We start from the raw sequence: 13,076 nt of genomic DNA, 5'->3' as shown, positions 1-13,076 counted from the left end.
GAGATGGAGATCTTCAGTTTTTCTTATCATGAGAAAAAATGATATGATGGAAATCAGGCGATTAGATTTTAGAGGTTATATGTGTCCTATGCCTGTATTGATGGCTCACCGTGCGTTGAAACAGCTTCCTCCTCATACTCAAATTCTTTTTCGACTCAATAAACAAAGTGATATTCGTGATTTTGAATTGTTATGTGATGAAATGGGGCTCGTTCTAAAGGAAAAACGAGAAAGTGAGGACGAAATTCAGCTTGTCATTGTATCTCTAGATTAAACCTAGCTTTCCAACAACGGACAAATGCGTTATACTTACGCTTGAGTTGGTTAGACAATCGCTGGTTTATTGAAGCCCTTAACCGTAGCAATACGACCTAGTGGGACAAGTAAACGAGAGGAAAGTCCGAGCTACACAGGGCAGAGTGCCAGATAACGTCTGGGAGGCGTGAGCCTACGACTAGTGCAACAGAGAGCAGACCGCCAGTTTCGGCTGGTAAGGGTGAAAGGGTGCGGTAAGAGCGCACCGCGTGAGTGGTAACATTTCACGGCACGGTAAACTCCACTCGTAGCAAGACCAAATAGGAATCCAATGGGTGGCCCGCTCAGGATTCGGGTAGGTTGCTTGAGCGTATGTGTGAATGTACGCCTAGAGGAATGATTGTCCACGACAGAACTCGGCTTATCGACCAACTCATCTTATTCCAGCGAATCGTTTTTAACGGTTCGCTTTTTTGTATCTTTTCTTTTTTAAATATTATGAAATATATCTTTTTTTCTCTTTTGAGCTTATTTTCCGTATCGCTTTGGGCGCATCCTCACTCTTTTGTTGATCTTAAAACGAAAGCGTTAGTGAATGACAAAACATTAACAGGCTTTCAAATGGACTGGACGTTAGATGAAATCGCTTCAAGTACGTTAATTTATGAATTGCAAGCAAGTGATAGACCGGATAAAACAAAATCCACTATTTTGAATGAGATGATAGAAACGGCAAAAGAAGAACATTATTTCAGTTACTTATATAATCAAAAAAATGATTTGATTAAATTTACAGATAAGCCTGAAGATTATGCTTTTGAGATTAAAAATAATCGCATTATTTTTACCGTGAAGTTTTATTTGGAAAAACCGCAACAGTTAGGCGAGCTCCCCACCGTTCTGATGACCTATGAGCCAACTTACTATATGGGAATGGAATATAATAGTGAAAAAGAACTCGCCATTACTGACTCAAATTGTCAAATCCGGTTAATTCAACCTAAAGTGGATAATTCATTGAAACAATATGCTTCAGGTTTAGATAAAGATCAAACACCGGAAGATGGTTCACTTGGTCGTCATTTTGCTCAAAAGGTAAGTATGACATGCAAATAAAATTTCAGCCTAAATGGTTCAGCTGGGGAATTGTTGTTTTCTTGCTTCTGGTAGGTGGATATTGGCTTTATCCTTATTTACTTTATCAGGTAATGGAATGGCAAAAGAGCTTTAATTTACAGCTATCCGGTGCGCTAAATCAATTAAGTCAGCAACAAGGGAAAGCAGGTGTAACCTTGGTATTGATCAGCTTTCTCTACGGTATTTTCCATGCCGTAGGGCCAGGTCATGGAAAATTTATTTTGACCAGTTATCTCTCTTTAGAGCAAACTAAATTACGCCAAGCAGTTAAAATGAGTTTAGGCGCATCTCTCGTGCAGGGCTTTGTCGCCATTATTTTAGTATCGATTATTGTTGTCGTCTTCACGTTATCTCGAACCTATTTTAATGTTACTTTGCAATGGGTAGAGCGAGTGAGTTTTTTCGTAATGATTGTTTTGGGGGGCTATTGGTGTTATTCAGCATGGCGTGCTAAAAGAGAAACACAAGTAGCTTTTAAAATTCATGCTGCGAAACCTATGCAAAAAATCACACAAATTCGACCGCTTACGCATATACATCATCCATCTTCTGAAAGTTGTAGTTGTGGTCATCAACACTTACCTTCTCAGTCGCAAATGCAAAAAGCAACAAATTGGAAAACACAACTCTTACTCGTTTTGAGTATTGGTGCAAGACCTTGTTCGGGGGCAATTTTAGTTCTTTTCCTTTCTTATACGTTGAATATTTATTGGTGGGGCATGTTGTCTGCTATTGTTATGGCTGTGGGGACAGGGCTTACCCTCACGCTTTTTGCATTATTGGTGGTTTGGGCAAGACAAAAGGCTGTAATGTTAAGTCATTGGTATTTATCACACAGAACAACTCAGCAATATGCCGTGATTTTGAAATGGGGGATCGGCTTTATTTTAATGATGATGGGAATATTGCTTTTACATAGTAGCTTTATTGAAACAACAAGCGGTCATATTTTTAAGCGATAATACAAACCTCTTAGTTGAAAAGCTAAGAGGTTTAGAATTAAGCGTGATAGCCTTTTAGTAGATTTTCCCAATCTATTTCATCAAACAGAATATTTAATCGCCCTTTTTCTTTACGGAATGAGCGAAGTAAGCGGTTGAGATTCTCTTTTTTCCATTCGTTACCTTTTTCCACATGACATTTATCGAAATCAATCAGCCAAAATTTTTCTGCACTATCGAGCAAAATATTGTGAATGTTGAGATCAGAATGATGGACTTGCTTATTGTGTAATTGGCGGATAAGTTGCCCTATTTGTTGGTATTGTTTCGCAGATAAAGCCTGTTTTTGGAGTAATTTGCTTAAATCTTGAGTCTGTTCAATTTTCTCGAGCATGATATTTGCTTGGTAGCAAAATATGGACTTTTTGATCTGAATCCCTACAGGGCGAGGCACAGGCAAGTCCCAATCATACATTTTCTGAAGTAACTCAAACTCTTGATAAGCACGAGTCTGTTTGATACCACGGAACAGATAATGATCTTTTACAATCTTTCCAAACAATCCACCACGATAATAATGGCGCAAGACAATATTGATACCTAACTCTGCTTGTGTATTTAAAAACCAAGCTGTTCCTCTTCCTTTTGAAAAGCCGAGTAAACGTTCTGAATGCATGAAATCTTGCTGATTAAACAAGGATTCAAGAACGAGTTGGTGGGCTTTTGAAACCAGCGTTTGATTAAAATGGTAATAAATCATTGTTATTCTTCTATGTTCTTATATGTTTAAAAGGGATTACTAGATTTTAGAGCTATTTTTTTTGATGTCAATTTGTTAGAATCTTTCGCTTAAATTGAGAGGAAACCAAATGACAACGATCTCACCGATTTCAGAAGAAGCACAAAAAGTTCGTAAAGCACTTATTGCAAAAGGGATTGAAACCCCAACGATTGCCTTAACTAAAGATAAATCGACTCGCCGAGCCGAAATTCAAGCGCACTTTCGTTCCGTAATGGAATTACTGGGGTTAGATTTAAGTGATGATAGCCTAGAGGAAACACCGCAGCGATTAGCTAAAATGTATGTTGATGAGATTTTTAGCGGATTGGATTATGCGACTTTTCCAAAAATTACGAATATCGAAAACCGTATGAAAGTAAGTGAAATGGTGTTGGTTGATGATATTACCCTGACATCAACTTGTGAGCATCATTTTGTTACGATTGATGGCAAAGTAGCAGTGGCTTATTACCCTAAAAAATGGGTTATCGGTTTATCTAAAATTAACCGTGTTGTACAGTTCTTTGCACAACGTCCACAAGTGCAAGAGCGTTTTACAGAGCAAATTTTAACGGCATTCCAAACCATTTTAGAAACAGAAGATGTGGCGGTTTATGTGAAAGCAACGCATTTCTGTGTGAAATGTCGTGGCGTGAAAGATACGAATAGCTATACTGTTACTTCTGCTTTCGGTGGTGTATTTTTAGAAGATCGTGAAACACGCAAAGAGTTTCTTTCGCTTATCAATAAATAAGCGGTCTATTTTTAAAGATTTTTTACAAAATGAAGATTGCATTAGGTATTGAATATGATGGCAGTCGCTATTTTGGCTGGCAACGACAAGAGAGTGTTGAGAGTGTTCAGCAAAAATTAGAAGAGGCTTTATCCACTGTGGCGAATTCGCCTGTTGAGGTTTTTTGTGCAGGACGAACGGATTCTGGCGTACATGGTACAGGGCAAGTTGTCCATTTTGAAACGGATGCGAATCGTCCTCTACAGGCTTGGTGTTTCGGCACCAATGCGCATTTGCCTGATGATATTGCCGTGAAGTGGGCGGTAGAAGTACCCGAGGATTTTCATGCCCGTTTTAGTGCAACAGCTCGCCGTTACCGTTATATTATTTTTAATCGAAAATTACGTTCAGCGATTTTGCCGAAAGGTGTTTCGCATTATCACGTGGATTTAGATCACGAGAAAATGCATGAAGCAGGGCAATATTTATTGGGAGAAAATGATTTTTCTTCTTTTAGGGCGGCAAAATGTCAATCGCATACGCCGTGGCGAAATATCCATCATTTAAATGTAAGTCGATTAGGTGCTTATATTATTGTTGATATTCAAGCAAATGCTTTTGTTCATCATATGGTGCGAAATATCGTTGGTAGTTTGATCGAGGTAGGGCAAGGAAATCAGCCTCCTGAGTGGATTAAGTGGTTATTAGAACAAAAAGATCGTACGTTAGCTGCTCCAACAGCAAAAGCCGAAGGGTTGTATCTGGTAGATGTACATTATCCGGAACATTTTGGATTGCCAAAAGGGGAGCTTGGGCCCCTCTTTTTAGAAAATAATTAGCAAAAAAGCCAAACAGATTTTGCTCCGTTTGGCTTTTATTTTATTTAGTGAAAATTAATGTTCTTTTTTCTCTTTAAGTTTAATCAATTGTGATTCTAATTTTTTCTCCACTTCATTGATTGCATTATATAAATCTTCATTAACAGCTTTTGCAATTAAATCGCCTAAAGGACTACCGATAGTGGCTTCAACCTCATAACTATTAGGTTGTTTGTGAATCATAAAGTGTGGATTGATCAGTTGAGTGTGATATTTGTCGAGTTTTGCTAAACGCTCCTCAATATGGGTACGGATTGCAGGGGTTACTTCCATTTGTTTACTAGAGATATTGAGTGACATAACGTTTTCCTCTTTTTGAGTTGATTGTGTTTTCCTTTACTCCAAAAATATGCCTTTTGCTCCAATAATTCAAGAGCAATTTTCAAATAATTTTCAAATTTGTGATCCACTTAACACTTTTATACTTTTTTATCCCTTTTTTGGCTATAATTACCCCGTGATATTGATGAGAAATCGTATATATGGAAAATAAAAAACAACTCCCGCCATTTCAATGGCACTTTTTATCGCCCAAATTTTGGGGATTATGGATTGGGTTAGTGGTTTTTAGAGCAATCCTTTGCTTACCATATCCTGTTTTAGTTTTAATTGGCAAAGGCTTAGGCAAATTATTTGCATCATTAGGCTTTGGGAAACGCCGCTTACGTATTGCACAACGCAATTTAGCACTCTGCTTTCCGCATTATTCAGATGCTGAGATTCAACATATCTTAACGAAAAATATTGAATCGGTTGGCATGGCAATTATTGAAACGGGAATGGCGTGGTTTTGGTCGGATAAACGTATTTTAAAATGGTCGAAAGTAGAGGGATTGGAACACCTCAAAAATTATCCGGAAGGAACAGGTATTCTGTTTGTTGGGGTACATTTCTTAACTTTAGAATTGGGGGCGAGAATTGTTGGTTTACATCACCAAGGCGTTGGTGTCTATCGTCCTAACGATAACCCTTTGTTAGATTGGATTCAATTTAGAGGACGGATACGCTCAAATAAAGCGATGCTTAATCGTAATGATCTGCGAGGTATGATTAAAGCATTGAAGGCAGGAGAAACGATTTGGTATGCTCCAGATCATGATTATGGGCGTAAAAACAGCGTATTTGTGCCATTCTTTGCGGTAAAAGAGGCTTGTACAACGGCAGGAACACGTATGTTATTAAAATCAACGCCGAATACCGTTGTGGTACCATTTTCTCCGATTCGACATGCTGATTTCTCTGGTTATACGGTAAAAATTAGTGCTGCCGTTGATTTTTGTCATTGCAATGATGAAATAAGTACAGCGATAAAAATGAATCAATTGATTGAAAAAGAAATTATGCAGGCGCTAGAACAATACATGTGGCTACATCGCCGATTTAAAACGCGACCTAATGAAACCGATCATAGTTTGTATGATTAAAAGAAAAAGGGCAGCTTCTCATTGAGCAGCCCTTATTCATGGGGATAAAAAATTAGCTTTCTCGCTGAATAATAAAATGTGCTAATGCTTTTAATGCTCTCGTATCAAAAGGAAGTTCATCTAAAGCTTTTAATGCGGTTTGATATAAACTCTGTGCTTTTTCCATCGCACCTTCTAACCCCAATAGTTTTGGGTAGGTACTTTTATTCAGTGATTCATCCGAGCCTGCGGTTTTACCAATTTTATCCGTATCACCAATGACATCTAAAATATCATCTTGCACTTGGAACGCTAAACCAATCGCTTTTGCATAGCACTCCAGTGCATTTTTAATCTTCTCATCTTGTGCGTAATCAGAGAGATTAAAACCCATAAGTACAGATGCTACAATCAGTGCTCCAGTTTTATTTCGATGAATTAACTCTAATTCAGAAAGTGAAATCGCTTTATTTTCAGAAATTAAATCCAAACTTTGCCCTAAACACATACCTTTAGCACCGGCTGCTTTTGCAAGCGATTGAATTTGTTTGATTTTTTGCAAATCCGTTAAGAACGGATCTTTAGCGATTAACTCAAAAGCAAAGGTTTGTAGAGAATCTCCGGCTAAAATAGCGGTGGCTTCATCAAAAGCAATATGACAAGTCGGTTTGCCTCGGCGAAGTTTGTCATCATCCATGGCAGGAAGATCATCATGAACTAATGAATATGCATGAATGGACTCCATGGCAGCTGCTGAATGGTCTAGAGCCTTAAGTGATACACCTAACATTCTCCCCGTTGCATAGATTAAAAAGGGACGAACACGTTTCCCTCCGAGCAAGACAGCATAAGCCATCGCATCAATCAATGGGGAATGGTGAGCAGAGTATTGCTTTAATTCTTGCTCAATAAATTGATTTACTCGTTGCTGAAAGGTAACGAGATCTGTTTTTAGTTCATACTCGTTATTCATAATCCACTAAATCCGCTTGCTCGTTTTTATTGAGGAGAATTTGAATACGCTGTTCTGCATTTTGTAAACGTTCTTGACCTTGTTGAACTAATTTAATGGCTGTTTCAAATTCATTTAGAGCTTCTTCTAAAGGTAGATCGCCTGCTTCTAAATGATTAACAATTGCTTCAAGTTCTTTTAAAGTGCTTTCAAAATCAGGGGTAGGTTTCTTTGCCATAGTGATGAAAAAAGTAAAAAATAATGAAAAGTTTACCGTTCAGGAAAAGGATTTGCAAATACCTTTTGATTTTTAACCGCTTGTTTTAACTATTCAGTGAAATACAGTTTGAAAAAGCAGGAACTTTCAGGTAAAAAGAGTGCCTTAATGCTGAATTTATGTTGGTTTCAACCTATTTCAAAATAACATGAATTTGAGCTTTTTTCTTTATTTCCCTTTGGAGTTGCTATGCAGCAATCAAATAAATCACCTCACCGTTTTATTCTCTTTCCGGTGTTATTTTTCTTTGCGGTCAACTTGATCGTTCTATTTATTTCTCGTTTAGGATTAGCGTTATGGCAATCTGAGCGTGTTTCAGCCGTAGATGGTTGGGTTCAACTTTTCTTACAAGGGCTACGCATAGATGTTTCTGCACTTTGCTGGCTTTTTGGTATTCCTGCATTATTTACTGCACTGTTTTTAAATCAAAATAGATTAGGAAAAGTGTGGCAAATCATTTTACGTATTTGGCTAACCTTAGGTTCCATTTTCATTTTATTTATGGAAGTGGCTACACCGAACTTTATTGAAACTTTTGACTTACGTCCAAATCGTTTATTTATTGAGTATTTGGTTAGTCCGAAAGAAGTGGCAACGATGTTAATCAATGGGCATTTGACTACGGTTATTATTAGTTTAGTCGCATTGGTTCTTTCGAGCGTAATCTACTGGAAGTTATCGGGTTGGGCTGTTCAACATATCCGTTATCCTCATTGGAAATTTCGCCCATTAATTGGGTTACTGGTTGCTGCTTTAGTTTTTGCCGGAGGGCGTTCAAGCTTTGCTCATCGTGGTATCAATCCGGCAATGGTGGCATTTTCAAGTGATCCATTAGTGAACTCTTTAGTGCTGAGTTCCGGATACTCTGTTTTATATGCTGTTCAACAACTAAAAGATGAAGAAAAGTCCTCGGAACAATATGGCAAAATGTCCGAAGAAGAGATGTTCGAACGTGTAAAAAATGCGAGGGGCAGACCGGCGAGTGATTATATTTCAACAGAGATCCCAACGCTTACTTATAACCAAGCGACCTATCAGGGAAAACCTAAAAATATCGTGATTATTTTGGAAGAAAGTTTAGGGGCGCAATTTGTTGGTACTTTAGGTGGAAAACCACTTACCCCTAATTTTGATAATTTAGCAAAAGAAGGTTGGCTATTTGAAAATCTTTATGCCACAGGAACGCGTTCGGTACGTGGTATTGAAGCTGTTACGACTGGCTTCACGCCGACACCGGCTCGTGCTGTTGTCAAATTAACGAAGAGCCAAAATAACTTCTTCAGTATTGCGGAATTATTACGCCGTCAAGGTTATGACACCTCATTTATTTATGGTGGTGAAAAGCATTTTGATAATATGGCAAGTTTCTTCTATGGGAATGGTTTCAGTCGCATTATTGATGAAAAAGATTATGTCAATCCAAAATTTAAAGCGACTTGGGGGATGAGTGATGAAGATTTATTTGATAAAGCAAATGAAACTTTCACGCAGTTACAACAAGAGGGCAAGCCATTTTTTAGCTTAGTTTTTAGTTCAAGTAATCACGACCCGTTTGAATTCCCTGATGGCAAAATTGAACTTTATGAACAGCCTAAACAAACCCGTAATAATGCAGCGAAATATGCGGATTATGCGTTAGGACATTTCTTTAATTTAGCGAAGAAATCGAATTATTGGAAAGATACTCTCTTTTTAGTCATAGCCGATCACGACTCACGAGCTGCGGGCGATCATCTTGTGCCAATTAAACATTTCCGTATCCCGGGGCTATTTTTAGGTGAAGGAATTGAAGCAAAACGTGATAGTCGCTTAGTGAGCCAAATTGATATGCCTACAACCTTGCTTTCTCTCGCTGGGATAAGTGGTGAATACCCAATGATTGGCTATGATTTGACTAAAAACGTTAATCCGGATCGTGCAATTATGCAGTATGACGGCACTCAAGCGATGCTAAAAGGGAATAATGATGTTATCGTAATGCGCCCAAATTTACCGATTGAAGGCTATCAATATGACAAAGCCAACGAAAAACTGATCGCAAAAGATTTGCCAGAAGAGCAGAAAAAAGAGGCGTTAGCGCATGCGTTATTAGGTAGTTATCTATATAAAAACCAGTTATATCGTTTACCTAAAACAAAATAAAAATTGTACAAAAAACCAGCGTGCAGCTGGTTTTTTTATACCTTTATAGCAGTAACTTAGAACGGAATATCATCATCAAAGTTGTTCATAACCGGTTCTGCCGGTGCAGCTGGTTTTGTCTGTTGTGGACGAGGCGCTGAAGTTTGATCGTAACCATAGCCACTATTACCTTGATTATAATTGTTGCCTGCCGGTTGTGTTTGCGCATTACCGCCCCAAGATTGTCCACCGCCGAAATCGCCACCTTGATTACGACCGCCTAACATTTGTAGCACATCGCCTTGAATTTCTGTGGTATAGCGATCTTGACCGTTTTGGTCTTGCCATTTACGTGTGCGTAAACGTCCTTCAACGTAAACCTGCGAACCTTTGCGTAAGTATTGGCCTGCAACTTCAGCTTGGCGGCGATAGAACACAATACGATGCCATTCTGTGATTTCACGGCGTTCGCCTGTATTTTTGTCCGTCCAGCTTTCACTTGTTGCGACACTGATATTTGCCACGGCTTCACCGTTTGGCATTGTACGCATTTCCGGATCGTTTCCTAAATTACCAACAATAATAACTTTATTGATACCCGCCATAAAAACCTCTTTAAGCTGAATGAATTTGTAAAATTTTGGCGTATTCTAACCGCTTTAAATAAAAAATGCTAGGATAAACTGATATTTTGTACAGTTTTTGTTTTTATGGCATAATAAACATTATTTCCCATTTTATGTGAGGGAGCATGAAACAAATTGATATTCGTGGTGCAAGAACCCACAACCTAAAAAATATAAACCTAACACTGCCGAGAGATAAATTTATTGTGATCACGGGCTTGTCCGGCTCAGGTAAATCATCTTTAGCCTTTGATACCCTTTATGCAGAAGGGCAACGCCGCTATGTTGAAAGTTTATCCGCCTATGCTCGTCAATTCTTATCGTTAATGGAAAAGCCTGATGTTGATCATATCGAAGGGCTATCACCGGCGATTTCAATTGAACAAAAATCAACATCGCATAACCCTCGTTCTACGGTTGGTACAGTAACCGAAATTCACGATTATTTACGTTTATTGTTTGCGCGTGTGGGCGATCCTCGTTGTCCTGATCACGATATACCATTAGCGGCACAAACGATTTCACAGATGGTTGATCGTGTGCTGGAAGAACCGGAAGGCAAACGTTTAATGTTGCTAGCCCCTGTCGTGAAAGATCGAAAAGGGGAACACGTAAAATTATTAGAAAATTTGACTGCTAACGGCTATATTCGGGCTCGAATTGATGGTGAAATTTGCGATTTATCCGATCCACCTAAATTGGAATTACAAAAAAAACATACCATTGAAGTTGTGGTTGATCGCTTTAAAGTGCGAAGTGATATTGCAACACGTTTAGCGGAATCTTTTGAAACGGCGTTAGACCTTTCCGGCTCGACGGCAATTATTGCGGATATGGACGATCCTAATGCGGAAGAATTAGTCTTTTCTTCCAGTTTTGCGTGTCCGCATTGTGGCTATTCGCTACATGAATTAGAACCTCGCCTATTCTCATTTAATAACCCTGCCGGGGCTTGTCCTACTTGCGATGGATTGGGCGTTGAACAGTATTTTGATCCGCAAAAAGTGGTTCAAAATGCTGATGTTTCACTTGCAAGCGGTGCGATTAAGGGCTGGGATCGCCGTAGTTTTTACTATTTTGGTTTATTAAAAGCCGTGGCAGAACATTATGGTTTTGATATTGAAAAACCATTTAATCAGCTTTCTAAAAAACACCAAGAAATTATTTTAAACGGCTCAAAAGATGAAATTGAATTTGTTTATGTGAATGATCGAGGCGATAAAGTTAAGCGTAAGCACGCTTTTGAAGGCGTACTGAATAATATGGCTCGCCGTTATAAAGAAACGGAGTCGAATGCCGTTCGAGAAGAGCTAGCAAAATATATCAATAACCGTCCTTGTTTGGATTGCAGCGGTTCTCGTTTGAGAAAAGAAGCTCGTTATGTATTTTTAGATAAAACCAATTTACCGATGGTATCGGAAAAATCAATTGGGGAAGCATTAACTTTCTTTGAAGAATTAACGCTAAATGGGCAAAAAGCCAAAATTGCAGAAAAAATCTTAAAAGAGATCCGTGAGCGTTTGCAGTTCTTAGTGAATGTCGGGTTAAATTATCTTTCGTTATCTCGCTCAGCAGAAACTTTGTCAGGGGGCGAGGCTCAACGTATTCGTTTGGCAAGCCAGATTGGCGCAGGTTTAGTTGGCGTTATGTATGTGCTTGATGAGCCCTCAATCGGATTACATCAACGTGATAATGAACGACTTTTGAATACCTTATTACATTTACGCAATTTAGGAAATACCGTCATTGTGGTTGAACACGATGAAGATGCTATTCGAGCGGCAGATCATATTGTTGATATTGGACCGGGTGCCGGTGTGCATGGTGGGAACATTATCGCTCAAGGCACAGCGGAAGAAATTATGCAAGTGGAAGCTTCTATTACTGGGCAGTTTTTATCTGGTAAACAGAAGATAGAAGTGCCTGCGAAGCGCATTCCTTATGATGAGAAGAAAGTCCTTACGTTAAAAGGGGCGAAAGGAAATAACCTAAAAAATGTGCAACTAGATATTCCGGTTGGCTTATTTACTTGTATTACCGGTGTGTCCGGTTCAGGCAAATCAACTTTGATCAACGATACGCTTTTCCCACTTGCGCAAAATGCTTTAAATCGGGCTGAAAGAACAGATGTAGCACCTTATGACAGTATTGAAGGTTTGGCCCATTTTGATAAAGTCATTGATATTGACCAAAGTCCTATTGGACGAACGCCTCGTTCAAATCCGGCAACTTATACAGGTTTATTTACCCCTATTCGAGAATTGTTTGCCGGCACACAAGAAGCTCGAGCCAGAGGCTACAATGTTGGTCGTTTTAGCTTTAACGTACGGGGCGGACGTTGCGAGGCTTGCCAAGGCGATGGAGTAATCAAAGTTGAAATGCACTTCCTGCCTGATGTTTATGTGCCTTGTGATCAATGCAAAGGTAAGCGTTACAATCGAGAAACCCTCGAAATTCGTTATAAAGGCAAAACCATTCATCAAGTATTGGATATGACCGTGGAAGAAGCTAGAGAATTTTTCGATCCTGTTCCGGCTATTGCACGCAAATTGCAAACCTTGATAGACGTTGGGCTATCTTATATTCGACTAGGGCAGTCATCAACGACACTTTCAGGAGGAGAGGCTCAGCGTGTTAAATTGGCAACCGAACTTTCAAAACGAGATACAGGGAAAACACTCTATATCCTAGATGAACCAACGACAGGGCTACATTTTGCCGATATTAAGCAATTATTAGGCGTGTTACATCGTTTACGTGATCAAGGAAATACCATTGTAGTGATTGAGCATAACCTAGATGTGATTAAAACCGCAGACTGGATTGTGGATTTAGGTCCGGAAGGTGGTTCTGGTGGTGGGCAGATTATTGCAACGGGTACGCCGGAAGAGGTCGCAAAACATCAAGGTTCACATACGGCGAGATTTTTAAAGGATATCTTACAGAAAAAATAATTGGCAAAACTATATCAA

The 13,076-nt window shown here is 39.0% G+C and carries 13 protein-coding genes and 1 other RNA gene; 9 read left to right on the top strand and 5 right to left on the bottom strand.

The genetic code is table 11. From position 1 onward, the window contains the following. The first annotated feature begins 43 nt into the window (after positions 1-43). The 4 genes from AM305_RS03950 (at position 44) to AM305_RS03940 (ending at position 2,354) form a co-directional block, all read left to right on the top strand. Entirely contained in the window at positions 44-274 is a 231-nt protein-coding gene (locus AM305_RS03950) for a sulfurtransferase TusA family protein (protein WP_005823332.1), read from the top strand. 42 nt (positions 275-316) lie between these two features. Continuing rightward, an RNA gene (gene rnpB, locus AM305_RS11805) (RNase P RNA component class A) lies at positions 317-695 on the top strand. 58 nt (positions 696-753) lie between these two features. Beyond that, positions 754-1,371, top strand: a complete 618-nt coding sequence (locus tag AM305_RS03945) for a DUF1007 family protein (protein ID WP_035293877.1) — start codon at positions 754-756, stop codon at positions 1,369-1,371. Further along, complete coding sequence (locus tag AM305_RS03940) at positions 1,362-2,354, top strand: nickel/cobalt transporter (protein WP_005823330.1); 993 nt, start codon at positions 1,362-1,364, stop codon at positions 2,352-2,354. The genes AM305_RS03945 and AM305_RS03940 overlap by 10 nt, the downstream gene beginning before the upstream one ends. Before the next feature lie 37 nt (positions 2,355-2,391). Here the strand turns inward: AM305_RS03940 and AM305_RS03935 are convergent, their stop codons facing one another. Next, the gene (locus tag AM305_RS03935) at positions 2,392-3,093 is read right to left on the bottom strand and encodes a 3-deoxy-D-manno-octulosonic acid kinase (RefSeq protein ID WP_005823329.1); all 702 of its coding nucleotides are present in this window, start codon (positions 3,091-3,093) and stop codon (positions 2,392-2,394) included. 118 nt (positions 3,094-3,211) lie between these two features. Between AM305_RS03935 and folE the strand changes: the two genes are divergently transcribed. Both folE and truA read left to right on the top strand, forming a co-directional pair. Beyond that, on the top strand, positions 3,212-3,868 hold the full coding sequence (gene folE / locus AM305_RS03930; protein WP_193594263.1) for a GTP cyclohydrolase I FolE: 657 nt from the start codon (positions 3,212-3,214) through the stop codon (positions 3,866-3,868). 29 nt (positions 3,869-3,897) lie between these two features. Next, positions 3,898-4,686 carry a tRNA pseudouridine(38-40) synthase TruA gene (gene truA, locus AM305_RS03925; RefSeq protein ID WP_005823327.1) on the top strand — a complete coding sequence of 263 codons (789 nt, stop codon included), beginning with the start codon at positions 3,898-3,900 and terminating at the stop codon, positions 4,684-4,686. 54 nt (positions 4,687-4,740) lie between these two features. Here truA and hpf read toward each other — a convergent pair whose 3' ends face one another. Further along, a complete protein-coding gene (gene hpf / locus AM305_RS03920; RefSeq protein WP_005823326.1) occupies positions 4,741-5,025 on the bottom strand; it encodes a ribosome hibernation-promoting factor, HPF/YfiA family in 285 nt (94 codons plus the stop codon). A gap of 182 nt (positions 5,026-5,207) precedes the next feature. On the opposite strand from hpf, the gene AM305_RS03915 reads away from it, so the two are divergent. Beyond that, positions 5,208-6,149: a Kdo(2)-lipid IV(A) acyltransferase gene (locus AM305_RS03915; protein WP_005823325.1), complete on the top strand. Its 942-nt coding sequence runs from the start codon at positions 5,208-5,210 to the stop codon at positions 6,147-6,149. Between the two features lie 52 nt (positions 6,150-6,201). Here AM305_RS03915 and ispA read toward each other — a convergent pair whose 3' ends face one another. Together ispA and xseB are read right to left on the bottom strand one after the other, a co-directional pair. Next, entirely contained in the window at positions 6,202-7,101 is a 900-nt protein-coding gene (ispA, locus tag AM305_RS03910) for a (2E,6E)-farnesyl diphosphate synthase (RefSeq protein WP_005823324.1), read from the bottom strand. Further along, complete coding sequence (gene xseB, locus AM305_RS03905; RefSeq protein WP_005823323.1) at positions 7,094-7,318, bottom strand: exodeoxyribonuclease VII small subunit; 225 nt, start codon at positions 7,316-7,318, stop codon at positions 7,094-7,096. Before xseB ends, ispA begins: the two co-directional genes overlap by 8 nt. Before the next feature lie 228 nt (positions 7,319-7,546). Here xseB and AM305_RS03900 point away from each other — a divergent pair, with 228 nt between their 5' ends. Further along, the gene (locus AM305_RS03900; RefSeq protein WP_005823322.1) at positions 7,547-9,499 is read left to right on the top strand and encodes an LTA synthase family protein; all 1,953 of its coding nucleotides are present in this window, start codon (positions 7,547-7,549) and stop codon (positions 9,497-9,499) included. A 56-nt stretch (positions 9,500-9,555) separates the two neighbouring features. Here AM305_RS03900 and AM305_RS03895 read toward each other — a convergent pair whose 3' ends face one another. After that, positions 9,556-10,083: a single-stranded DNA-binding protein gene (locus AM305_RS03895; RefSeq protein ID WP_005823321.1), complete on the bottom strand. Its 528-nt coding sequence runs from the start codon at positions 10,081-10,083 to the stop codon at positions 9,556-9,558. Positions 10,084-10,229: 146 nt separating this feature from the next. Between AM305_RS03895 and uvrA the strand changes: the two genes are divergently transcribed. Further along, positions 10,230-13,058 carry an excinuclease ABC subunit UvrA gene (gene uvrA, locus AM305_RS03890; protein ID WP_005823320.1) on the top strand — a complete coding sequence of 943 codons (2,829 nt, stop codon included), beginning with the start codon at positions 10,230-10,232 and terminating at the stop codon, positions 13,056-13,058. Positions 13,059-13,076: the final 18 nt, after the last annotated feature.

Source organism: Actinobacillus minor NM305, from assembly GCF_000175195.1.
Taxonomy (GTDB): domain Bacteria; phylum Pseudomonadota; class Gammaproteobacteria; order Enterobacterales; family Pasteurellaceae; genus Haemophilus_A; species Haemophilus_A minor.
Note: the sequence above shows the minus strand (reverse complement) of the source record. Positions and strands in the feature narration are given on the sequence as shown.

Coding starts and splice junctions, on each gene's coding strand:
- hpf (WP_005823326.1), bottom strand. CDS start 5,025: ATGTCACTCAATATCTCTAGTAAACAAATGGAAGTAACCCCTGCAATC.
- AM305_RS03915 (WP_005823325.1), top strand. CDS start 5,208: ATGGAAAATAAAAAACAACTCCCGCCATTTCAATGGCACTTTTTATCG.
- AM305_RS03895 (WP_005823321.1), bottom strand. CDS start 10,083: ATGGCGGGTATCAATAAAGTTATTATTGTTGGTAATTTAGGAAACGAT.
- AM305_RS03950 (WP_005823332.1), top strand. CDS start 44: ATGATGGAAATCAGGCGATTAGATTTTAGAGGTTATATGTGTCCTATG.
- uvrA (WP_005823320.1), top strand. CDS start 10,230: ATGAAACAAATTGATATTCGTGGTGCAAGAACCCACAACCTAAAAAAT.
- xseB (WP_005823323.1), bottom strand. CDS start 7,318: ATGGCAAAGAAACCTACCCCTGATTTTGAAAGCACTTTAAAAGAACTT.
- ispA (WP_005823324.1), bottom strand. CDS start 7,101: ATGAATAACGAGTATGAACTAAAAACAGATCTCGTTACCTTTCAGCAA.
- AM305_RS03940 (WP_005823330.1), top strand. CDS start 1,362: ATGCAAATAAAATTTCAGCCTAAATGGTTCAGCTGGGGAATTGTTGTT.
- truA (WP_005823327.1), top strand. CDS start 3,898: ATGAAGATTGCATTAGGTATTGAATATGATGGCAGTCGCTATTTTGGC.
- AM305_RS03945 (WP_035293877.1), top strand. CDS start 754: ATGAAATATATCTTTTTTTCTCTTTTGAGCTTATTTTCCGTATCGCTT.
- AM305_RS03900 (WP_005823322.1), top strand. CDS start 7,547: ATGCAGCAATCAAATAAATCACCTCACCGTTTTATTCTCTTTCCGGTG.
- AM305_RS03935 (WP_005823329.1), bottom strand. CDS start 3,093: ATGATTTATTACCATTTTAATCAAACGCTGGTTTCAAAAGCCCACCAA.